The sequence below is a fragment of the Paenibacillus profundus genome, assembly GCF_021369635.1.
Lineage (GTDB): Bacteria > Bacillota > Bacilli > Paenibacillales > Paenibacillaceae > Paenibacillus_B > Paenibacillus_B profundus.
Genome location: NZ_JAJNBZ010000017.1, coordinates 69,991 through 92,723 on the forward strand (window position 1 = coordinate 69,991; position 22,733 = coordinate 92,723).

Consider the following 22,733-nt stretch of genomic DNA (forward strand, 5'->3'; position numbering starts at 1 on the left):
ATTCTGCCACGGCAAGCATATACAGGCTCATTGAAAGTTTGTAATTTTTGGAGGGGAATGCGTTGTCTATTCCATAGGCTGCGTCATGCAATCCGAATCATATGTACCCATGCTGCATGAATGTGGCGCCGACGCCATACTTGAGACGGCGCCATTCCGTGACCCCTCACCACGTATTCGCCGTGGAGGGCCAGCTCGCCTTGCAGCATGGACTAAGCATTACTCGCTGGGTAGACTGCCGGGAATGGAAGTCCGCAGTACGGTAGCGCAGTCTTCAATCGGCCTGGTATTCGATTCCCGCAAACACTGCATTCCACAATTCATCGCTCTGAGCATCCCATTCGGCGGGAATTTCCAAGGCGCAGGTATGCGCTAACGGCCACCCGCTTTCCACAATCTGATAGGCGGATCCGGGATTAACGACCAAGAGGGTAAACTGATGCTTGACGATGGAAGCCAGAGCAGCCTCCAATTCGACCGTTTCTTCATAAGAAGCATTCAGCCGGAAGAAAAAAATCCACTCGCACCGCTCCACTTTGTCGAGAAAGCGGGTTATGCGGCGCTGCAGCGTTGCTTGAAAATCCGGATATTTCACAGGAATCCCCTCTACTCCGTCTGAACACAAGAAATCATGCACCGACTGCATGCCGTAAATGCAATCGCGCACCGAGAAGTTATGTCCGTTGAATTCCGTCCCCTCCACCACAATATTGGCGGGATGCATAAAATGAGCGAACCGATTGCGCAGCAGCGTGCACAAACCCGGAACAGAGTTGGAGTACATCCAATCAATAACGCCACTATAAGGCCGCAGCCCATATCGCTCCATGCGCTGGGATGGGTAGCAATTCGAGCCGAGGCTGTAAACGGCGTTATAAGTCCGTTTGATGTCAGACAAGCGCATAAAATCCCCCCTTCACTAAGGCATATTGAACGGCGTCATATATGTTTCCTGCGCCATCTTGCCGCCCCACTTCAGCTCGTAATACCGTTCATAGAGCGGCCACGTCGTATCGACGATAAAGTTGAAGCGCGAATCCGACTTTCTGGTGGAACTTCCGTGATGCTCTACCGGCAGTCCTGTAAACACTTCGTCGTAGCCCGCCAGTCTTAGTCTGCGGTGATAATCGATATCCGCGAAATAACTGCTGAATATCGTATCCCAAGGTCCCGCGGCCCGCACGGCCTCCATGTTGTAAGCAGCCAGCGCGTCGAAATTCGTCAAGGCAAGCCCCCACTTGCGTCCGCTGCTCTGCAGCTCCTCCAGCACTCCAAGAAACGCCTCCGGCGTGCCCGGATGCGCTTCAGCGTCGGTATGCATGTAAAATACCGCATCGGCTTCGCGTTCGGCAGCCACCCGTTGGAACCAGTTCATGGATTGGGTAAATGTGAGCGGGACGGGAGGTTCGTATACGGTCACGCTCCGTGACAGGCCGGTATCGTGCTTCAACTCGCGCTCCGCCGAATTATCGAGCACGAATATATGCCCCCAATACGGACGGATACTATCGATGGCCCGGTATAACAAGTCCTTGCGGTTGACATACGGAATTCCCACGATGTAACGCATGCTGACCACTCCTTTTCGATCACGCACTTTTTAAGAGGATGTTCCTGAAGGTTCATGGATGTTCATATATGCTGCACACGGTCCGCAATTCGCTTGGCGGCATTCGTCCATGTCCATTGCGACAGCACCTGCTGTGCGATGACCTGACTGCGCTCTTTGACCGCCTCCCGGTTGTCATATACATAGCGCATGAGATGTGCCAAATGATCATAGTCAGGCTCCGCCCATTGGAAGTTGGTGTAATATGGGCATTTGGCTACTGCCGGCACCAACCGTTTTACACGGACGGGGAATCCAGTCTGCTCGTTCAAGAAGTCCCGCTGTGCGCTCCAATCGGTCGCGATCACCGGGATCCCGCACGCCATCGCCTCCAACAGCGGCATTCCCCAGCCTTCTCCTCTGGTCGGCAACACAAAACAATCAGCGGAACGGTACAGGCTGCCGAGCAAATAAGCAGGAATCGTCTGGTTATAGACAATCAATATTTTGGATTCGACATGTTTTAAATTCAATTTTCGAATTTCCGCACGCACATCGATGTCTGGATCTTTATTCGTTATTTTGCAGACAAGCAGCACATCGTCATGAGCGAATTCATTGGCAAACGTGCGCAGCATTTCCGCCGGCGCTTTTCGTTCCCCCCATTCAAACACGCTTAAAAACGTATATTTCTCCGAAAAGCGAAACGCTTGTATCCCTGGATTGAAATAATTCGGATCGATGCCTAACGGCACGATATGGATCGGCACGCGGACGCCGCTATTGCGGAACGTCTCGACGTTAAAGGCGGACGGAACCCACACTTCATCCATTCTATTGCACTGCCGCACCCATTCCTCCGGCAATCCGTCGACCTCCAGCATCGTATAGCCGACTTTGTATTTGCCTTCATTTTTAAAGAAGACGTCTCCTTGACCATAGACGACTTCCGGAGCGGACGTATCTCTTTTGCGCATGCTGAACACATTGATACGGTAGTCGTCGCTCATCTGCGGCTCCACCGTCTGGAACGGCGTTCCCGGACCATAGACGTACCGGTAATGCGTTTTTACGCGAAGCTCGTCGAGTGCTGTCATCATATTTCTTGAAGAGTTGGCATAACCGCTTGATAAATTCGCAATGGAATGCCAGTTCAGCTTATGAGTGTACTGCTCCTCCAAATAGTTGGCCCATTTATCACGGAATATGCTCTGCGACTGCATGAACAATTGATTGAAATCGACGTTGTTCACTTTGGTCGTCGTATTTTGCGAATGAATGAGCGTTACCCGTCCGTCATATACGATCCGGTAGCCGTCTGCAATTGCTCTAAGGCAAAAATCAGTATCCTCAAAATAAGCAAAATAATCGAGATCCAATGTTCCGATCGCATGGAGCAGTTCCCGCTTCAAATAGGCGCACGCAAATACAACTCCTTGCACATCCCGTACGCCTTCATACTGATTGATGTCCGTTTCCAGTCCGCCAAGCTGCTGGCCCCAGCATGTTTCCGCGAAGATATACGTTCCTGCGTGCTGCAGCTTAGCATCGTCACCCCGCAATCTGCAGCCGACAATTCCAATGTCCGGCGCTGAATAAGCCGTCTCCTGCAGCCTCTCGATCCAATCAGCCTGCTCCACCACAATATCGTTGTTCAGCAGCACAATGTCACTGTCCGGATCACATTGCGCAATCGCTAAATTATTTCCGGCCGTAAATCCGCTGTTCCGTCCATGTTCAATCAGCTTCACCCACTGAATTTCCCGCAAATAGGGCACAGTCTCATCCGTGCTGCCGTTATCGAGGACCACGACGTCAACCAGATCGTTATCCGCCAGGCGGGCAAGAGATGAAATGCATTGCTTCGTATGCTCTAGACCGTTCCATGTCAAAATGACGACAGAGACTTTGCGGCGCAGTGGCAGCGCAGCGGGATAACGGCTTTCAACCTTCTTCGGCGTATCCTCATCGATTTCGAACTCGCCGAATTCGAGCGGTCCGTTCAATCTAGGCATTTGCGGTGAAGACAGCAGCAGCTGGCACTCCGGCGACACAAGCACACCCAAAATTATCGAAAGACGTGACCTGCCGTTGCGCAGTAAGCTTGCATAATGTTGCAACGCCTCATGCTCCACTTCCCGGCACAGCAGCTCCGCGTACAGTTCTGGAACGAAGGAAGCGGAATCGATGGTAAGCAAAGAATAGATACGGTGATAAATGCGGGGAGTGACACCCTGCAAGCCGCCTGCGCCTTCCTTGGTGTATATTTGCTTTAATTCCCTGCTGCGCAAGAAGGTGAATGCAATCGATAATTTCGTATGTCCGGAACGAAGCAGCCCTGTAAAGTGGCTCACGCCGATAATCTCCGGCTCTTTATTCAACAGTTGTCTGTACAATTCCGTAACGTATGCTTCCTCTTCCAATTCGAACATCTGGTGTAACTTTTGGATGATGTTCAATATCGATCCCTCCAACACACTGCGGATGATACGGTCATTTGGATCCAGTGTATTAGCACAGCCCCTGCCTTGCCTGTGCATTTACCCGTGACAGGCGCTTTATCACTGAATCTAAATGCAAGGATAGCCGCTATCCATCCTATTCTGTTCACACGCTGAATAAAATGATATCAAGGGATGACCTGCAGGCAGGAGGCGGTTGAAAATGGAACAGCGATATTTGGTGGCAAACGACTATCAAATGTTTATCGTTAAGCCTGCGAACCGCGGGCTCGTCATAGAGACGTTGGATCATGTATGGAAAGAGTACCGGGAGCAATTTGTGCTTGAATATGCAGACCGTCTTTATGACATCTGTCAGGACGATAAGCAGTATGTTCATATCGTGTACGCGGATTGCTTTCAACAGCTCGTTCATGCCCGGATTGCGCCTCACGACAGCACAGTGCTCAAATGCAAACTGGACGGCGATTTCACAGCTCTGGCCGATCTGAAGATCACATGCTGCGCCAACCAGCTGCATCTCGCGCTTCGGTTCCCCGACCGCATCGATCATTCCGTGCTGTCTGGCGTCCATTGGTCGATGCCCGAATCCATCGTTACAGAGCTGCCTGTCCGCTCGATTCAGCTTATAACGGACGGGGACTCGATATGGCTGGCTGGCAGCGTGGTGCAGCATGAGCGGAAGCAGCAAGTCCGTATTTGGCGCTTCCATCAGGCTGCGGGAACATGGAACTTGCTTGACGGCATGTTCACATTGCCGCATACGGATGCGCATGGGCCTGTCTTCATTCAGATCTCACCCGATTGGAACGACAGTCTGCATGTGCTTCTTATTCATTTTCCGCATGGAAAGCTCTCCTTTCATTTCTACTCGGCAGCTGAAGGATCGGAATCGGTCAAGGTGGCAGAAGGCAGCATCGCCATAACTCCTGCTCGCGTGGAATGTGCGGTCTGCGCCGTGGACCGTGAACGCCTCCGCTTTTTCTGGATCGCAGAGGGGGGCATTACTCACATTGACTACAATATCGCACACGGTTCGTGGGGAGGTATCGATACAGTTCACGCAGCCCATCCCGTTGCATGGCGCATCATATCCGCTCTGGAGACCCGCAACGGTTCTGCGCCGTATTGGCTGTCTGACGGCAATCATATCGGCAGCTTGTTTCAGTTGAGCGGTTGGGGCGTTGAATCATACCGTGCCGCCAGAAATTTCGGGCACAGCATGCGCTTTGCCCGCCACGCGCTCTCCACCGCCGATTCGTTGACGAAGCGCCGCGATCAGTTACATGGAGAATGGGAACGGCTGGACCAGACACTACGGTACTGGCAGCAGAGACAATCAGGTCTGGAGCAGCGGCTATCCGTGCTTGAAGAGGAAAAGAACATCCGCCGCGCGCTGCAAGTTACTACATTGGCCGATAAGCTGCTTGCAAAGGTGGTGCAATCTCCCATTCTCCAGCCTGAAGTTGTGCCTATGAAGGAAACAAACAAAGAGCAGGAATTGGAGCAAACCCATAATCATGCTGCGGAATCCGTCCATCAATCCACTCCTGATCCCGTACAGTTCAATGTTTACTATCCTTCACGATATGAAGATGCAACCCGGGCATCCAGCTTCAAGAGTAAAGTGGTCGATCTCCTATCCAAAATGACAAAAATCCGCTAACAGCGAGGTGATGACAATGAATCACTCCCCTTCTTCCGTGTCGGTCGAATGCGTGCTCCAATCTGCCGCCGACATCGATGTAACCATGCGGCGCGTGACCTTGTTCGTGAACGTGCTGTTCCGTAATACGGGACAGCAGCCAATTGAACAACCCCGCATCGTGATTGCCGTTTCTCCAGAGCGCGCTTGTGAGATAAGCGGAAAGATCTTGTCTCCCCAATTGATTCACACGCTTGCCGTCTATGTAAAGGGCGGCAGACAGTCCGGATGGAAGTTCACCGATGATAATTGGTTTCGGTCCGGCAAAGCGAGCGGAGAGTATAACATCGAATCGATTGGACCTCTAACGCTGTCTCCGGGCGGCGGATGGACAGAAATGAAAGATTTGCAAATCGAATGTGATATGGACAAACTGACGAAGCCCTTGACGGTCAACGCTTTTATTTTGGCGCAAGAAATCAGCTTTACCGCCCTCAATTCCATCTGTATCAGCATGAGCATATAAATTGTGCGAACGACTATACAACTTCCTTTCTTCTGATGAATACAGTAATAACGGAATACAGGCAATACACCATATGTGGGCTAGTTACGGCATAATGCAATAAGGAGTGAAGAAATGAGAAATATCATTAAAAATTTTGCTGCCATTTGCGCAGCAGTTCTTCCTTACGAGGAGCCTGTATACGAGTTCGGCGCTTATCAGGTCGCGGGTCAGGAAGGCTTTGCCGATCTGCGGCCTTATTTTCCAGGCAAAACGTATGTCGGATGTGACATGCGTCCAGGTGTAGGTGTTGATCTCGTTCTGGATCTTCATCACATTGATCTGCCGGACCAGACGGCAGGACTTGTGATTTCACTGGATACGCTGGAACATGTGGAGGATCCGCGGCTCGCGTTGTCCGAAATCTACCGCATATTGAAGCCAAACGGGATTGCCATCATCAGTTCGGTGATGAATTTCCCGATTCATGACTATCCGGCTGATTATTGGCGCTTTACGCCGCAAGCATTTGCCAGCATATTGAAGCCGTTCGATACCGTCATTACAGATTACGCAGGAGAGGAAATATTCCCGCATACCGTAGTCGGCATAGGCATCAAAGGAAATGCAGTTCCTCCAGAGAATATTCAACTGTTGCAGCATCATTTGAATCAGTGGAGACAAAACAGCTATCATCAGCATTGAGTTAGTGATGGCAAGCGGTGAACCAGCATGTATGTACCTGGTGGCCATGGGGGGTAAAGATATTGATTTATTTCTGGAATCAAATCATACATCCGATCTTGCAGTTGACGAAGCCGAACGACATTGTAGAAATCGGCTGTGCGCAAGGATTAAACACTACGAACCTGTTAAGCTACGTCAATGGAGCGGACAGCGGACGCCTCGTCGCCATCGATCCTTCTCCTCAGTTCGATGTGAGGCGAATGAAGCAGCAGTTCGGGGATAAGTTCGAAATGCTGCGGGGATTCAGTCTGGAACTCCTCCCGCATATCCACCGGTGCGACGCCGTGTTTGTGGACGGGGATCACAATTGGTTCACGGTATATCATGAACTAAAGCATTTAGAACGGATGGAGCGTTTTCCGATCGTATTTTTGCACGATTTGGAGTGGCCTTACGGGAGAAGAGACATGTACTATTTCCCGGAATCCATTCCTGCCGAATTCCGGAAGCCCAGTGCGCAAAAAGGCATCCTGCCCGGTGTCAATGAGCTGGTGGAAGATGGTCATAACTCGTCTGTTCATAACGCCGAGTATGAAAATGGGGAGAGAAACGGTGTATTGACCGCGGTAGAGGACTTCATGGCGGAATCGAAGCTGCCTTTGCAATTACACAGAGTACACAGCCAATTCGGCCTTGGTGTCATAATGCCTGACGACTCAGACATCTACCGCCATTATAATGAAGTGACCAGACACATTATCGCGCAATCTGGTCTATAAGAGGTCAACATCGAAGCCGCAGATGTCCTTCGACGTCTGCGGCTATTGCTTGCTCTATTATTGCTGTATGAACATCTGTACGTACATCGTGCCGTACGGACCACCCGGAACAATTCCGATGCCCACTTGATTGAACTCCTTCGTCATGATGTTGGCGCGATGCCCTTCCGAATTCATGAGCGCAAGATGAGCCGCCGCAACCGAGCGATTGCCGGCAATATTCTCAGCAGCTTTCTTGTATGCGACTCCCCCGGACTGCATCATCTTGAACGGAGAACCGTAAGTCGGCGAATTATGGGAGAAGTAATGGTTATCGACCATATCCTTCGCCTTCAGGCGGGCCAGCTCCATCAGCTTGGCATTCGGCTTCACCGACTGCAAGCCTGACTTGGCTCGCTCTTGATTCATCAGTTCAATCATTTGCTGCTCTTCGGCAGACAATGTGATACCTGTATTTCCTGGCGTAACCGGAGCCGGGTTAACGACTGGCGGCTGGACGACAGGAGGCTGGACAACCGGAGGCTTAACTACCGGCGGTTGGACGACAACCGGCTTCTCCGGTGTAGGCTTGGAAGGCTGCGGAGTTGGCACAGGCTTGCCGATGGCACTGTCATAAGCCGCCCCCTCCTGCTTCAGACGGTTCATCGTGGCATTGTCGATGACACCGGTCACGCGGATACCATGCTTTTGCTGAAATTTCTTCACAGCCCGCACAGTGTAGCGATCATACTTCGTGTCCACTTCCACATACCATCCCAGCTTGTGAAGCAGCTGCTCTGCTTCCAATACTTGCGGGCCCTGATCCCCTTGCTTGAGCTTCAAGCCGTCTGCATATCCGATCGATGTCAGAGAGGCGGACAGGAGCGCAACTACAGAGAGCGTCGTGAACAGCTTGCTTTTCCTCATTTTTCTTACCATGTTAAGGAACTCCTTTCTATTATCTTCTATTTCAGACTAATAGAAAGGAATTAACCTAACAACGATCATTATTTGGAAATTCATTCTTCTTTATTTAATTAGCGCTTTATTATACAAAACTAAGTAATGCCATTATTTACTATATTTTCATTGCGATAGGCCCATTTGCATCATAATAATTAAATTGCGAATCGACGCTAATTGCCTGTTTATGCCCCCACTTCTGATTAAATATGATTTGGTTTTGACCATACAATGACATCTCAGTCAGTCCGAACTGTTCGAGCCATGCCGAATAATCTGATTGTGACGAAGTTTGTGAACCGACATGGTGAACGTAAACACCGATCGTGAGCACTTTATATCCCCGATATATGGATTCAAGGCAAATATCCATATCATAATAGTGGTGAATCGGATACTGATTCGCGATACCTCCGATTTCAAGAATGAGCTCTTTTCTTATGATTAAGCACATCCCATCCAGCACAACGGAAGGGACGTAATCCTGCAGCATGCGTGTTCCGTGAACTTCGGCATTGATCATGTTGCTTGTAAATGATGTGCGGAATCCTCTGCAATCCATTGAATGCCCTCCGCCGAAGCCGGCAGCTCCGACAGAAGAAACCTGTGCCAACACCCGGTTGATCTTCACATCAAAATGCGGCTCTAAAATAAGGAGATCATTATGGAGATACATAATATAAGTTGTGTCCAACACCTGCCAAGCTTGATTCATGGCAGGGATGACCCCGATGTTCACTTCATTGCGGATGTAGTAATCTCCGAGAGCCTGAAGTTCTGGCTGGTATTCCAAGCTAGAGCCATTATCAATAATCAAGATCGGTATATGTTGGCTGGAATAGGCTCGTATATAATGGATGCACTGCCTTGTCATATCCAATTGATTCAATACTAGTATAGCAATGCCGAATAATGATGAAGACATCTTTCTCCCTCCTTCAAGATGTATTTATTGTTCTTATAATCCTGATAATGAGAGAATCGCTTGAATTTGCATATCGACAGCATCATGTTTCGGAACGATAATGCCGAGCCCGCTATTAGAATAGGCTTGATGAAAGCTTAGATTCAATGGCGTTTGCTTTAAAAAGTCCTCGACCGCCGTGAGCACGCCGTTGCGTTCCCCATTTTCATAGAGCGCATTGTAGAGTATGCTGTTCGCCCCTCCGACTTCCAGCAATTCCGATCGGCCGTATTCCATTCCCTTTTGGGCATGCGGATGAAGATATGCAGGCGGTATCGACTCAGGGAAGTAATACATATCCCTTCTGCCATATGGCCATTGCGTGTCGTGCAGCAGCACGACAGGGAATTTCCCGTCCTGTGAGGCCATTGCCTCAATCAACTTCAATTCATGATATACGGTATACCAATTATGGTCCCCGTCGATAAGAATGGAATCGTACTGTCGCAAATGAGGGAGAATTTCTAAGCTGTAATCCATAATCATATGAAATTCCTTGTGAAAAAGTCTCTTATATTCCTGAACGTCAAACCTAGGGGACGGATCAATAACGAACAATTCACCGGTTACGGCACGGCAATACTGCAAGAGATGACTTGTATTCCAACCATTCTCCGCCCCGATTTCCACAATCTTCTTCACACCGTACATTTGCAAGAGAGGTAATATTATTTTTTCCCAAAATGCAAGCATTTCTCGCTCACCTCCGTAAATCATTGTATTCTATTACTTCATATTGGTATAAACATTCATGCCACTTTTAAAAAAACGGCATTTGCTTGTCCAATTGAAACAGAAAAGAGCCCACTGCCACACATGGGCAGCGAAACCCTCTTTTACTATTCCATCCCTAACGTTCTGATTTCATTCCGCGTTTATGCTGAGTATCAGCATCCCTCTTCCTCATGGATGGTGCATACATGAGGGTGCTTCCGGCAATCATCTTCGTCGATGACGACAGGCCCGCAACCATTGTCAGGATCAATCGTTAATACGTCGCCTTGGCAGAAAGATCTGTCAAAGGTCAACGTAAGCCAGAGCAAATTGTCCGGTTCACTCGGTGGAATGCATTTACCCCACCCGAAGATTTCTTCAAAGTCGAGATGCAGGCAGCATGTCGGACAATCTAACACAATCGTTTTTGCGCAAAATGTGGTCTGTACTTTTACTTTGACGATACAAGGAACTTTACATTTGTGTCGATTGTTATGATGTCCGTGATGTCCGTGATGCCCGTGATTACAGCACTTGCACTTATCACGGCAATCGCAATGATGCTTATGTTTGCACTTATCGTGACAGTCGCAGTGGTGCTTGTGTTTGCATTTATCGTGACAGTCGCAGTGGTGCTTGTGTTTGCATTTATCGTGACAGTCGCACTCATTATGGCGGTCATTATGTTGATGGATTTTACATTTTCCCTTCAAATTATCATTGGTCACGGTAATATCAAGATCACACAAGGGTTGTTGCGTCTCATTTCGCAATATGAATTTAATGACGTTCTCGCAGTCAGCGGACACGTGCAGCGTGCGGAACACAAGCTTTCGTTTTAATGGAATCGTCATTTCCTGCCTCCTCCAATCCGACTTTCTAATCTATAAGTATGCCGATCCAACGATACAAGTTTGTGCGAATGATTCTAGCAATTCATCCATACCATTCATTCTGGCTACTCATACATTAGTAATGTGAAAGGACAACACCACACCAAGTCCTTTAACAAGCCTAAAGGAGGTTTTTTTATATGCCAATTATCCCCATTCAGCGGCTTACCAGCAGCACAGCCAACGTAGTCAGTGCAGCGGACAAAGCAACAGCAGCCGCTTTGGCACTGGCCGGTGCGGCCCCTAACGTAGTGAATGTAGGCAACGCGCCATTGATCTGGCCTGAAATTCGGAAATTCGACAACGACAATACCGTATTTGCCGCTGCTGCGGACCCACAGGCCGTATGGACGCAGCCGACATTCATCCCTGGAGAAACGCACGGCTTTGCGGCAGTGTCTATTACGGTTCCTTTGACGATCGGTATCATCAATGATTTTCTGATCGCATTGACCGTATTTGCCGACAACGCCGTGACCGCACGGATTCAAGCCGTGAGCACGCTAGGAATTAGCTTGTTCCCGGTTCCTGGACTCGACGTCGACTTGAACGCCGGCTCGTTGAACCCAGTCACGGGTATTACTACTGATGTTGCCAACCCTTATAACTGGCAAAAAGTCCGCTTCTACTCGATCCCAGCTTCCCTCGGACTAATTAGTATCGCGGTTGGCGTACGGTTCGTCTTCTCCTTCCAAGTGACGAACTATCTCACCAACGGCGCCATCAACACGGCTGGCTTGGCCTTCTCAGCCGATATTTATCAAGCGACTCCAATCTAATCTATGGCAACTGATTCGGCATCTGAAAGATAGCAACAGCCATACCCGCTCTTCATGCGGGTATGGTACTCTCATGTTTTGACATCTTCATTGGATAGGAGGTTTGCAAATCGTGCCATTGCTACCGATTCAGAGACTAGTAAGCCATACCGCGACCGTAATCGGCGCATCCGACAGAGAGACAGCTGTTAGCCAACTGTTGTCCGGAACGGTTCCAAATGTCGTCAAGCTGGGCAAGCTGTATGACGAGAACAACGCCATCGCCAGGCTATTTAACGACGGCCCCACTTTTCTTCCAGGTCCCGATCCGCATATTGTGAAATATGCTGCTGCGAATCAAGATAACTGCCATCAAGGCTATGCAGCGCAATCCCATCCGATTAACCTAGACCTATCGAACAATTTTCTTATTGTGCTCATAGTGTACAGCGCAGCTGAATTGCATAGCCGTGTTGATATTGCAGATTTAGAGTCCCTAAACCTACTGCATTCTTCTCCTCAGCCGATGAACCGGAAAAGAAAATCCATACCCATTTTCTCCTCCCTGAATGCAGACAACCACAGCCGCTCACAATGCTTGCGAAGCTACACGGTGCCGGTTGTGTTCGATGAGGCGTGGACGGGTCTGGATGTCAAATTCGTCTTTTCTTTTGAACCTGCAGATGAACGCGCTGTTCTCCCGGAAGGGTTCGCTTTTATTGCGGAAATCTATCAATCGATACCCTTGTAGTCTATGTACAACAAAAAAACGGTCCCTTATCTTGTTGTAAAGATAAGAAAACCGTTAGGAAGGCACAAGCCAGATCGGCTCATGCTGCACGTCTCCCCCCGTAATACGGTAGCTGCGGACGCGCGGTCGCAACCGATTCAACGACACGATGAGATAGGAGCACGGATATACAACATGTTCAATATCGAATATGGACGGGTAAGGGTAACTATTCGGATGGGAATGATATATTCCCAACAACTGTTCATTATGCTGTTTCATTTGCTGTAAAGCGGTCACCACTTGTTCCATATCCATAGCGAACGATACAGGGCTTTGATTGACGTTCCGTATGTTCCAGCAGCGTCCGACTGTCCCCTCACTTCCGGACAGCAGGCCGCAAGCTTCAAGCGGTTTCTCTTCCATGCAATGATGGACCATCTCACGATAGGCTCCTGCTGCAATTCGAATGTAGCCCATATTACGATTTCTGAGCCCTTTCTCTCTCTAACGTCATCATATCGAACGGTTTTGGCGCCTGCTTTTTCTCTTGCTTTTGAGACATCTGATTCATGTAGCTGAAAAAAGACGTGTTGCGGCGCTTTTCCTCGTCGGATGGCCCCCGCTGCTTCCTTACCGTCTGCGCTTGCAGCCATATAAAAGTCGAATACGTCGGCGCCTGCTTAGAGCGTGTATCCTGCCCCTCTTCTGCAATAGGCTCCGACCCGCTCTCGGCTTGTCGTTCCGAATCGATGCGCTCCTCTGGTTCTATGTTGACGGTGACAATGTGAACAGCCTCGGCTTCATTCTCCTCACTTGCTTCCAGCACGGTTTCCGGCAGTAATTCTGAATCCGAAGCGGCGACAGTATGTGTCTCATAGTTTTCATAGGTTTCATAGGTTTCATTTTCTTCATTTAGCTCAATGCCTTCAATGCCTTCAATAACTTCATTCACTTCTTTTTCTTTATTAACCTCAATTGCCTCATACACTTCTTTTTCTTCATCTGTTTCATCCGCCTCGTGCATCTGCCCATCCATATCGGCCGCATTCGGAATGTCAGCCGCCTCAGCAGGTTGGCCTGCATCATCTGCGGCTGCATCTGCTGGGCCTGATTCCACTGTTTCCATAACGCTGTGCTGTTCCGCAACTGCTGAATTAGCCGATTTTTGTTGAGCGGCAAGGCTAGCGTGCTCCATCCACTGCAGCGTTCGAATGAGGTCAAGAACCGGCTGCTTCGCAAAAAATGAGGTGGCCGTGCAGACAATACTTCGTGACAGCCGCTCCAACTCCAGCGGAGACAACGCGGAGAGCCTTCCGTACGTTAAAGCAGCCATCGGCATGTTGTGACCGGATAATGGAGATATATAGTTCGTTACCTTCTTCCAATTCAACGACACTCCACCGACAGGCAAATCAGATAGCTTCACAATGTTTTGGATAAGTAAGTGTGCCAGCTGTTTGCTTGATTTCATCTGCTGCACAAAAAAATGGGCTGTCACCTTATTCTCATCCGGCTCAGACTCTAATACCGAAAGCCAGATACTCGGCTTTGCTCCGTTCAACTCAGATAAGCATGCCTTTCGTTCTTCTTCCGTGTCAACAATCCATACTTGCAGCCCCGCTGCTCTAAGCGCTTCACTCGTGAGCATGAGCAGTCTGTCCTTAACCCGCTTACATTTGCTTTCCAACACGACCTGATGCCCTGATAACGGATTGACAATATTGAGCGTATCGTTTTCTTTGTCCAAATGAAAAGTAAACGAATGCATGCCAAGCAGCTGATACACATCGGGAAGCATCGTGACGGATATTGTGCAGAGCGGTTTGGTGCTAATTTGGATTTTCATCTGTTCACCCTCCGATCTGTTCTGGTGTATGGCCATAAACATACACTTGCTGAGGATGTTCAAAAAAAGGCCCATTTTTCTAACTACACTTATAATATGAAGCGCAGAGAGAATGGTTCCGTATCGGACGCATCCTGCAGTTTCTTTATTTCTGCCAGCACTTCGCATTCCGTTTGTTCCAACACCCGGCACTGCTCTATGAGCTGCTGCAGCGACATTTCTTTTGCCTCGTTGCCGCTGTCCAACTCGTTAACGGCTGACTGCAGCCCCTCCACCTGGCTCTCGAAATGCCTGAATAACTGTTCCATCTGCAGGCCGTAGTAAGCAAACCCGGTGTCAACGGGCAGCAAGGCCTTCAACGCAGAGAACGAGTTCAGCAAATCAATCTCTTCTATCGGCCGGAAGTAAGGGGCCCCAAGTCCGAGCAGGAGCACCGGAACGATCCGGTCTGGCTCACTTATGACACTCTGGACGATCGAAAGCTGTGACTGCGGCGAAAAATGAATATCGCTAAAGGGCGACCAGCACTCCCCATAATCCGTCGAGTACGCAGCCGCGATACGCCCGCTCTCTTCAACCAGCAGCAGCAGCAGCATTTCTCCCCTACATATAAAGTAGGGCTGCGGCTCCGCATCTTCAAATCGAACCGATAGCGGCATGCACGATCCAGAAATTCGCGTCGGATTGGCGTAGTATGATGCAGCCGCCGAACCGCTGTGAATAGTCCATGCCGCATGGGGCCTACCGCCATCATCGACGGATAAGCCAATGCTCCACCGTTGGCGGACCTGTGCAGCAGCGAAGAGACGCATCCACATCTCGCTCGCATGCTCGATATCCACTTCAAGCAGCTCAAGAGCATGATGCTCTTCGTCATCGCTGCACACATGGAACAAGCCGTACAACTTCCCATGTTCGCTTACGGCAAATAACGCTTGCCCGACACGTTGGCCCGTTTGACCCGGACGCGTATCAGGAAACGCAACGGAGCGCTCGCGCCACACTCCTTGGTGGCAAGATTTCATAATGAACGTCAACGCACCTTGCTCTGTCACTATGTAGCAAATATAAAGGGCAGACCTATACATGAATAAATGCGGGAACCCGCCAGTCACGCGGCGTTCTATGCACCGTTCCTGCTGCAGTCCCGTATCCAGAGAGCATTTTAAATAGTACATACCCGTATCGCATTGCACCAGAACATGAACTTGATTCTCGGAAGGGATCGCGCAAAATTGTCTGATCGGCCCGTGTGCCTGCCATGTCATGAAGACCGGCGGCTCCTGCAACCGATGCACCGCATGCTTCAGCACCCCGTTGCGGTCAATGCCGAGCCAATGAGTGCCGTGCGTCATTCGAAAAAGGACATTCCTCAGCACCTGATATCCCTCCAAAAAATTCATGGGGTTTCGTCACCTTTTTATTGTCTCCTCCATAGACTGTATTGAATTTGAATTCTACAAAGGAGGCCTGAAACATCAATGGAGAGCAAGTTGGTTCAAGGGCAGACGACACCCCCCGAATATTTGCCTTTACCCTCTTTGGAATGTATAGAGGTTCCTAAAGTATTCGATTGGGTGTTGAAAGTGACCCAAATTGTCGACGAATCTACAGTCGATCCAATGTCCTGCTTACCACTTCCGACCTCGTTCAGAATCGAGGTAAGAGTAGTTGACGTCGACTGCGAAGAGAAAGTTGGTTCTACGAGAGAAAACGTAGTTGTCACGGTCGGTGGCACTCCAGTGACGTTGCAACGGGTAGTCATGAGAAAGTTCGGAACGTATGAGGTAACGATTATCGACACCTCGGTTATCCCGAACGTTGTACACTGCAAATATACGAAGAACTTCGTGCGCTTCGAAAAAGTGCTCTTGTGCGCTCCTCCGGGAACCGTCATCGATTGCCATATCGTGCCGGATGCAACAAGAATCGAGTTCTTGGATATCGTAAACAACACGTTCGTCAACGTCGATATCGTGATTTGCCAAAGCATTCAAGTGAAAGCTAACGTCAAGCTGATGGTTGAAGCGGAATTATGCCAGCCGCGCGCTGAAATTCCGATTCCGGAAAATCCTTGTGTGGTCACGTTCCCTCAACAATGCCCTGACGTCTTCCCTGGTGCGCCTTATCCGTTCCCTGGATAATTTAAATGCTGATCGCTTGGGGTGGTGGACCAAACCATCCCTTTTTTAATCTTTCATCCTTCCTTCACAGGCAAGCAAGGAGGCGTCTATGAAGCTGTATTATATTGCTTCTGGCTACCGGAGACCGATTGATATTCTTGATAATGCGCTGATGAAAGCAGTTGGCGGACACAGTCGCGAGGCGAAGCTATTCCTGCTCAATCGGACTCCCATTCAGAACTTGCTGCCCGAAATCCGCCAATTCGCTCCAGATATTGTGCTTACGCTGTGCGGACCGAAGTCCTTTCTTCCTCCAGAATTGATTCGCGCCATCCGGGCTCTGGGCATTCCGACAGGCGTCTGGTTCGTGGACGATCCGTACGCGATCGACAACGCGTTGCAAGTAGCGCCGCATTACGATTATGTGTTTACGATTGATTCCGGGTGCATCCCCTACTATGAAAGGAACGGCTGCAAGCGGGTATTTCACCTGCCGCTCGGAACCGACTTGGACATTTTTCGCCCATATGCGGTTCATTCTTCGTACCGGAACGACGTATGCTTCATCGGAACGGGCTACGACAATCGGCTTGCTTTCATGAAGGAAACACTGCGGTATGTCAACAGGGATGTCCGGGTACAGCTGGTCGGTCATTTCTGGGAAACGGTCGACTGGTCAGGCGGCTGCGTGCCAAGCATCCGGAGCAAATGGATTAATTTTTCGGAAACGCCGCGCTACTTTAATGGTGCCAGCATCGTATTGAACATCCACAGGAGCGAAGACGATTCGCTAATCGACAAGAACAAAGCCGGGGCTCCCGCCCATACCATTAATAACCGCACATTCGATATCGCAGCATGCCGGGCTTTTCAGCTTACCGATTACCGGCCTGATCTGGAATTATTCTATGCGCCGGGAGAAGAGATTGGCTGTTACCATTCCCCGCAGCAGTGCGCGGATCTCATCCATCACTATTTGAACGAACCCGAGAAACGGCAGGAAGCAGCGGCTAAAGCCTATCTCAGAACATGTGCCCAGCATACCTTCTCACATCGGTTGAACAGCTTGCTGCACGATATCACGACCTAATGTTTAATCACTCGATCCATAATTTATCATATGCTATCATCATTTTGAAAGATGCAGACGACCGCCTTAATTGGCGGACAAATCAGCAGCAATCCAACCTAACGTACGGTTCAAAAAGATCACTTTTCAGCACCGTGAAGATTGCAAGAACTCGACTGCCTTATAGCATAAAAAAAAAGGCAAGCAGTTGCCTGCTTAGCCTTTAACAAACGATTCAAGAATCCCGGCCGCCCCGGCGATAGCCAGCACGAGAACGAGAGGATACGCAATAGCTGGTATAAGTAAATAAGCTGCTCCCACTGCAGCGGCAGACCATACCCCGACACACCAATAACAGGTTAAGAGCTTGCGCATAAATGCGTGAAAACGTCCGCCTTTTTCGTCAATTACGGCATAAATGGCGCCCGTTTCGTCGGTGTGGAACCGCTCCTCCACAAACGGGCGGCGCAAAAATGCCGTTATTTCATCGAACACAATCAATCGCGTCAAGCGGTAGCTTGCCAAAAACAGCAGCATAAATGTCAGCCAAGAGATGTCCCACATCAGCAGTTCCCTCCATGTCCTGCAAAACATACCGGATCAGTTCATTGTATGTCTCCCCGTCCAGAACAAGAACTGAATACATAGCCGCGTTCAACGCGCTTGATATGAATATTAAGGAGGAACCTTGCGATGTCTCTTATGATTATTCAATCCGACGAACAGCTCACGCAGCTCATCCAGCAATCCGATGCCAGACCATTGTTTTTATACAAACATAGTTCGCGTTGCGGGTCGAGCCGGGTCGCTCATGTCGCGCTTAATCATTTTATATCGCGCTATCCGGACGTCTCTTCCCGCTTCACATTCGGCGTTATCCGGGTCGTCGAGGAAAAGGATCTGTCCGATCGGGTATCCCTCGGACTCGGAATCCCTCACGTATCTCCGCAAATTATTTTAATCAACCAGCAAAGGGTCGTCTGGCACGCCTCTCATCAACAGATTAATTCCAACCAATTGTGCAAAGTAGCTCTTCATTTTCTGCATGCGCCTGAGACGCGTGGAAAAATCTATATTGACTAACGCCTATTTGCTGCTGATATTGCCGACTACGTATCCCGTTACGGTAATTACACCCGGATGCTCCGCAACGACTTCGCCGATGCAAGCTGCCGCAATGCCTTTATCGTTCATCGCTTGCAGCAGGGCTTCCGCGTCTGCCTCTGCCACGGATAACAGCAATCCGCCTGAAGTGACGGCATCACACAAAATCCACTGCGATATTTCATCCAAGCGCCCGTCAAAGCGGATGTTATCCTTCACATGATTGAAGTTGTTCTTCGTTCCGCCAGGTACAGCACCCTGCTCCGCCAACTCGCGCACGCGCGGAAGAACCGGAACGGACTCTGCATAAATATGCAGACCTGTCTGGCTGCCCTGCGCCATTTCCGAACCATGCCCGAGCAAGCCGAAGCCGGTAACGTCCGTGCAGGCGTGAACTTCATAATCCGCCATCACTTCCGCCGCCGTCTTGTTCAGCATCGTCATCGTCTTCGTCACGAGCTCGATTTCCTCCGGCTGCAGAAGCTCGCGCTTGAGCGAGGTGGTCATAATGCCGACCCCGATCGGTTTCGTTAATACGAGCTTGTCTCCTGGACGAGCGCCAGCATTGGTGAGCACCTTATCCGGGTGTATGATGCCAGTAACAGCCATGCCGAATTTCGGCTCCGCATCATCGATGGAGTGGCCTCCGACCAACGTAGCTCCCGCCTCCTTCACCTTGTCTCCCGCTCCACGCAAGATTTCTGCCAAAATGGACTTATCCAGCTTCGAAATCGGGAATGCGACAATGTTGAGCGCCGTCAACGGCTTGCCGCCCATCGCGTAAATATCGCTAAGCGCATTGGCTGCCGCGACCTGGCCGAATGCGTACGGTTCGTCCACAATCGGCGTGAAGAAATCGACCGTCTGCACGATCGCTAGCTCGTCGTTCAACCGGAACACGCCTGCATCATCGCTTGTGTCCAAGCCGACGATCAAATCGGGATGCTTCTCCGTCGCGGGAAGCTGCCGCAGCACCTGCGCCAAATCTGCGGGGCCAATCTTACAGCCGCATCCTCCTTTGCTGGACAAAGTCGTCAAACGGACATTAGGTTGTTGCTCCATCTTTCATCATCCTCCTAATTATAGGCCAAAACTTCATGTAATTATTTTACCACATTGTGTTGTCCGGCTTAGAAATGAATTGCCGTACCATTCCGATTCCATTGCGGCATAAGAGTCAGATATACTTTTTTTTCTTTGACAAAAACAGAATTCGTTGTATACCATATAGTAAAGAATGATCATTAATTATTTGTAAGCGCTTCCCGATATGGATGTAAATATCTCCACCTTTATACATATAATACATGTTCAAGATTCGCTTTATAATTAATAGGGCACTTTTTGAACTGCTGCATATATAAGTTCAAGGGGGTTGACGGGAATGGACATAATGATTGTCGAGGATGAAGCTTCTGTCCGCGATATACTCAAATCTTATTTTCTCAATGAAGGGTGGAAGGTGCATCTGTCCTGCGACGGCGTAGAAGCTTTGAAGAAAGTCCAGTTATACAAATTGGATTTGGTCGTGCTTGATTTGATGATTCCTGGGATTCCAGGAGAGGATGTGTGCCGCAGCATTAGGCGGATGTCTAACGTCCCCTTAATTATGATTACCTCCAAAGCGCGGGAAGTCGATATGATCCATGGCCTCAATCTGGGAGCCGACGATTACATTACGAAGCCTTTTCGCATGAAAGAAGTTATCGCTCGCATCTATGCCCTGCAGCGCAGAATCAATAGTATGAACAGCACCAGCCGCAGCATTCTGTATTTTAATCGCCGCAGGCTCATGGTCAATTTCGAATTGGAAGATGTATTCCTCGATGGAACACCGGCTAATCTCACGACAACCGAATTCAGGACGTTAAGCATTCTCGTGAAGAAGCCGGGAAAAGTGTTTAGCAGGCACGATTTGTCCTATGAAGTGCAAGGCTACCGCTTTATCGGAGACGGACGCGTCATGGATGTACATATTATGAATATTCGCAAAAAAATAGAAGAGGATCCGAAACGCCCCCAATATATTGTTACGAAGATTGGCTCGGGATACAAATTTAATTACCAGCCGGATGATGAACGATGAAGCGACTCGTTTTGACCAGATTCAATACCCGCACCTCCATGTTCATCTTCATGTTATGCATCTCCCTCACATCACTGATCTGTCTCTACTTCGTATTGATGCATCTCTGGAAAGAACAGTTCACTACATATAAGCAGCAAGCTTTGACGGAGCACACCTATCATTTGTCCTATGTCATTCGGAACTTCATGTCCGAGGGACCACTTGCCGAAGTAAATAACGCTCAATTGCGGGAAGCCTCCAACCAATTCTCGGCTCCAATTCGCTATTATGCTCCTGACCGCAAGACGATAAAAGTTAACATTATGACGGAAGACGTACTGGCCGTCACTCATCCTTATGAAGTGGAAGTTCCTATCATTATCAATGGGCGTATAGACGGATATTTGCATGCTTATTACGATTTGGACACCGGATTGTATTCACCCGCTATCGTGCAATACGAGCAAGAGCTTCTGACCCGAAGCCGCAATACGCTCGGCCTGTTCATATTAGCTGCACTGCTTCTCTCTCTGTATGCCTCACATCGCTGGAGCCGCAGCATCCATCAAGCAGGACAGTTTGCCGAATCTATCGTTATCGGTAACCGTAATACGGTAATACCGCAGTGCGGCACAAGGGAAATGGCGAGCTTGATTGCGACAATCAACAGCCTGCTCGCTGAGTTCGATCGCCAGGAAAGCTGGCGCACTCAACTGATGCAGGATTTAACGCATGAGTTGCGCACTCCGCTTACGGCTGTGCTTTCCCGCTTAGATGCTATAATTGATGGCATTTATCCATTGACGAAAGACAATATGCTCAGCATTTTGACCGATATTGAACGATTGTATCGGCTGATTGAGGATATGGAGAAATTATCGGAAGCGGAAGGCGCCCGCTTTGAGCTGAATCTGCAGCCATTAGAGATGACGCGAGTCGTTAGAGGAGTGTATGAAGGCTTTTTATTTTTATCTAAGGAAAAAGAAATAAAGTTTGTCTTTGAGAAGCCTCACACTCCTTGTTTTCTGGATGCCGATCCGGACCGGATGGTACAAATATTGTCCAACGTCATTTACAATGCGATCAAATACACGCCGCGCGGAGGCAGCGTCGTTCTAGGCTTATCATGCAATCAAGGGGACACGCTCATCTATTGCCGTGATAATGGGATCGGCATTACCGCTGTAGATTTGCCGCACATCTTTCATCGATTTTACCGGGCAGACAAATCTCGTTCACGTGACAGCGGTGGCTTGGGGGTAGGTCTAAGCATTGCCAAAGCATTGGTTGAATCTCATCGGGGAACTATTTGGGCGGAAAGCGAGCAGGGCGAAGGTTCGACGTTTTGGATTCGTTTTCCGGAACAAAACAGGTTGAACCTATAGTTGAACACATAGTGGAAGAGCAGGCAAGGACACGTAAGGGCACGCAAGGAGCACGCTAAAGAGCATACCGAAGAACAAAATCTGTATGTGGAGCTAGCTTCTATTGGAAAACATACAGTGAAATGTACGGATTGGGCGGTTACACAGCACGTTGATTGTATTTTGTACAGTGGATTAGACTGTTGTTCGGCAATTACGGCGGAATTCATGTCAAACCATTGGATCAATTCCAATGGAACCTGTCTGCAAGGAGACATACGTGCTATTTCATTGTACAGAATCCAATGGAACTTGAGCCAGGGGTTCCCGGCCAAGCCTCTGGATTGTTTTTTCCCGTAGAGGAGATGAGCGTTCCCGTTGAACATGCAGCCCATTTCAGCCTTGCATAAATGAGTTACATGACATCCCTTTTCCACCAGTAGAATATGAGCCGTTACAGCCTTCATCGGGCGCTTCTGTCTTTATCTAAATAAACCATTTATCGGAATATCTTTTGCCAATCTAGGA

General features: G+C 49.2%; 23 protein-coding genes. 12 read left to right on the plus strand and 11 right to left on the minus strand.

Features of this window, described 5'->3' with window-relative positions; translation table 11 throughout:
* Window positions 1-274 precede the first annotated feature (274 nt).
* From LQV63_RS18950 to LQV63_RS18960, 3 genes are all read right to left on the minus strand, one after another.
* Window positions 275-904 (minus strand): DUF1796 family putative cysteine peptidase, encoded by a 630-nt coding sequence (locus LQV63_RS18950; protein ID WP_233697903.1) that lies wholly within the window; start codon window positions 902-904, stop codon window positions 275-277.
* Between the two features lie 15 nt (window positions 905-919).
* Window positions 920-1,570, minus strand: a complete 651-nt coding sequence (locus LQV63_RS18955) for a glycosyltransferase family 2 protein (protein WP_233697904.1) — start codon at window positions 1,568-1,570, stop codon at window positions 920-922.
* Between the two features lie 62 nt (window positions 1,571-1,632).
* Window positions 1,633-4,008: a glycosyltransferase gene (locus LQV63_RS18960; protein WP_233697905.1), complete on the minus strand. Its 2,376-nt coding sequence runs from the start codon at window positions 4,006-4,008 to the stop codon at window positions 1,633-1,635.
* Window positions 4,009-4,213: 205 nt separating this feature from the next.
* Between LQV63_RS18960 and LQV63_RS18965 the strand changes: the two genes are divergently transcribed.
* The 4 genes from LQV63_RS18965 (at window position 4,214) to LQV63_RS18980 (ending at window position 7,627) form a co-directional block, all read left to right on the plus strand.
* Window positions 4,214-5,677: a hypothetical protein gene (locus LQV63_RS18965; protein ID WP_233697906.1), complete on the plus strand. Its 1,464-nt coding sequence runs from the start codon at window positions 4,214-4,216 to the stop codon at window positions 5,675-5,677.
* Between the two features lie 16 nt (window positions 5,678-5,693).
* Window positions 5,694-6,182, plus strand: a complete 489-nt coding sequence (locus LQV63_RS18970; protein WP_233697907.1) for a D-Tyr-tRNAtyr deacylase — start codon at window positions 5,694-5,696, stop codon at window positions 6,180-6,182.
* A 114-nt stretch (window positions 6,183-6,296) separates the two neighbouring features.
* The gene (locus LQV63_RS18975; protein WP_233697908.1) at window positions 6,297-6,866 is read left to right on the plus strand and encodes a class I SAM-dependent methyltransferase; all 570 of its coding nucleotides are present in this window, start codon (window positions 6,297-6,299) and stop codon (window positions 6,864-6,866) included.
* Between the two features lie 62 nt (window positions 6,867-6,928).
* The gene (locus LQV63_RS18980) at window positions 6,929-7,627 is read left to right on the plus strand and encodes a class I SAM-dependent methyltransferase (protein WP_233697909.1); all 699 of its coding nucleotides are present in this window, start codon (window positions 6,929-6,931) and stop codon (window positions 7,625-7,627) included.
* Window positions 7,628-7,684: 57 nt separating this feature from the next.
* On the opposite strand, the gene LQV63_RS18985 is transcribed toward LQV63_RS18980, so the two are convergent.
* The 3 genes from LQV63_RS18985 to LQV63_RS18995 form a co-directional block, all read right to left on the minus strand.
* The gene (locus tag LQV63_RS18985; RefSeq protein WP_233697910.1) at window positions 7,685-8,545 is read right to left on the minus strand and encodes a CAP domain-containing protein; all 861 of its coding nucleotides are present in this window, start codon (window positions 8,543-8,545) and stop codon (window positions 7,685-7,687) included.
* Window positions 8,546-8,684: 139 nt separating this feature from the next.
* The gene (locus LQV63_RS18990; protein ID WP_233697911.1) at window positions 8,685-9,494 is read right to left on the minus strand and encodes a glycosyltransferase family 2 protein; all 810 of its coding nucleotides are present in this window, start codon (window positions 9,492-9,494) and stop codon (window positions 8,685-8,687) included.
* Window positions 9,495-9,527: 33 nt separating this feature from the next.
* Complete coding sequence (locus LQV63_RS18995) at window positions 9,528-10,226, minus strand: class I SAM-dependent methyltransferase (RefSeq protein WP_233697912.1); 699 nt, start codon at window positions 10,224-10,226, stop codon at window positions 9,528-9,530.
* Window positions 10,227-10,729: 503 nt separating this feature from the next.
* Between LQV63_RS18995 and LQV63_RS19000 the strand changes: the two genes are divergently transcribed.
* The 3 genes from LQV63_RS19000 to LQV63_RS19010 all read left to right on the plus strand — a co-directional run bounded on the left by LQV63_RS19000 (window position 10,730) and on the right by LQV63_RS19010 (window position 12,649).
* Window positions 10,730-11,089 carry a hypothetical protein gene (locus LQV63_RS19000; protein WP_233697913.1) on the plus strand — a complete coding sequence of 120 codons (360 nt, stop codon included), beginning with the start codon at window positions 10,730-10,732 and terminating at the stop codon, window positions 11,087-11,089.
* 191 nt (window positions 11,090-11,280) lie between these two features.
* A complete protein-coding gene (locus LQV63_RS19005; RefSeq protein WP_233697914.1) occupies window positions 11,281-11,919 on the plus strand; it encodes a hypothetical protein in 639 nt (212 codons plus the stop codon).
* A 112-nt stretch (window positions 11,920-12,031) separates the two neighbouring features.
* The gene (locus LQV63_RS19010) at window positions 12,032-12,649 is read left to right on the plus strand and encodes a histones H3 and H4 (RefSeq protein ID WP_233697915.1); all 618 of its coding nucleotides are present in this window, start codon (window positions 12,032-12,034) and stop codon (window positions 12,647-12,649) included.
* Window positions 12,650-12,703: 54 nt separating this feature from the next.
* On the opposite strand, the gene LQV63_RS19015 is transcribed toward LQV63_RS19010, so the two are convergent.
* The 3 genes from LQV63_RS19015 to LQV63_RS19025 all read right to left on the minus strand — a co-directional run bounded on the left by LQV63_RS19015 (window position 12,704) and on the right by LQV63_RS19025 (window position 15,880).
* Window positions 12,704-13,108: a M67 family metallopeptidase gene (locus LQV63_RS19015; protein ID WP_233697916.1), complete on the minus strand. Its 405-nt coding sequence runs from the start codon at window positions 13,106-13,108 to the stop codon at window positions 12,704-12,706.
* Window position 13,109: 1 nt separating this feature from the next.
* Entirely contained in the window at window positions 13,110-14,477 is a 1,368-nt protein-coding gene (locus tag LQV63_RS19020; protein WP_233697917.1) for a hypothetical protein, read from the minus strand.
* Between the two features lie 89 nt (window positions 14,478-14,566).
* On the minus strand, window positions 14,567-15,880 hold the full coding sequence (locus LQV63_RS19025; RefSeq protein ID WP_233697918.1) for a hypothetical protein: 1,314 nt from the start codon (window positions 15,878-15,880) through the stop codon (window positions 14,567-14,569).
* 78 nt (window positions 15,881-15,958) lie between these two features.
* Here LQV63_RS19025 and LQV63_RS19030 point away from each other — a divergent pair, with 78 nt between their 5' ends.
* Window positions 15,959-16,621, plus strand: coding sequence for a BMQ_0737 family morphogenetic spore coat protein (locus LQV63_RS19030; protein ID WP_233697919.1), 663 nt, complete (start codon window positions 15,959-15,961; stop codon window positions 16,619-16,621).
* 88 nt (window positions 16,622-16,709) lie between these two features.
* Complete coding sequence (locus LQV63_RS19035) at window positions 16,710-17,690, plus strand: CgeB family protein (protein ID WP_019421447.1); 981 nt, start codon at window positions 16,710-16,712, stop codon at window positions 17,688-17,690.
* Window positions 17,691-17,885: 195 nt separating this feature from the next.
* On the opposite strand, the gene LQV63_RS19040 is transcribed toward LQV63_RS19035, so the two are convergent.
* Window positions 17,886-18,233 carry a DUF1360 domain-containing protein gene (locus LQV63_RS19040; RefSeq protein ID WP_233697920.1) on the minus strand — a complete coding sequence of 116 codons (348 nt, stop codon included), beginning with the start codon at window positions 18,231-18,233 and terminating at the stop codon, window positions 17,886-17,888.
* Between the two features lie 129 nt (window positions 18,234-18,362).
* On the opposite strand from LQV63_RS19040, the gene ytxJ reads away from it, so the two are divergent.
* The gene (ytxJ, locus tag LQV63_RS19045; protein WP_233697921.1) at window positions 18,363-18,752 is read left to right on the plus strand and encodes a bacillithiol system redox-active protein YtxJ; all 390 of its coding nucleotides are present in this window, start codon (window positions 18,363-18,365) and stop codon (window positions 18,750-18,752) included.
* Between the two features lie 3 nt (window positions 18,753-18,755).
* Here the strand turns inward: ytxJ and selD are convergent, their stop codons facing one another.
* Window positions 18,756-19,835, minus strand: a complete 1,080-nt coding sequence (selD, locus tag LQV63_RS19050; protein WP_233697922.1) for a selenide, water dikinase SelD — start codon at window positions 19,833-19,835, stop codon at window positions 18,756-18,758.
* 322 nt (window positions 19,836-20,157) lie between these two features.
* Here selD and LQV63_RS19055 point away from each other — a divergent pair, with 322 nt between their 5' ends.
* Window positions 20,158-20,859: a response regulator transcription factor gene (locus LQV63_RS19055; protein WP_233697923.1), complete on the plus strand. Its 702-nt coding sequence runs from the start codon at window positions 20,158-20,160 to the stop codon at window positions 20,857-20,859.
* On the plus strand, window positions 20,856-22,226 hold the full coding sequence (locus LQV63_RS19060) for a sensor histidine kinase (protein WP_233697924.1): 1,371 nt from the start codon (window positions 20,856-20,858) through the stop codon (window positions 22,224-22,226). Before LQV63_RS19055 ends, LQV63_RS19060 begins: the two co-directional genes overlap by 4 nt.
* Window positions 22,227-22,733: the final 507 nt, after the last annotated feature.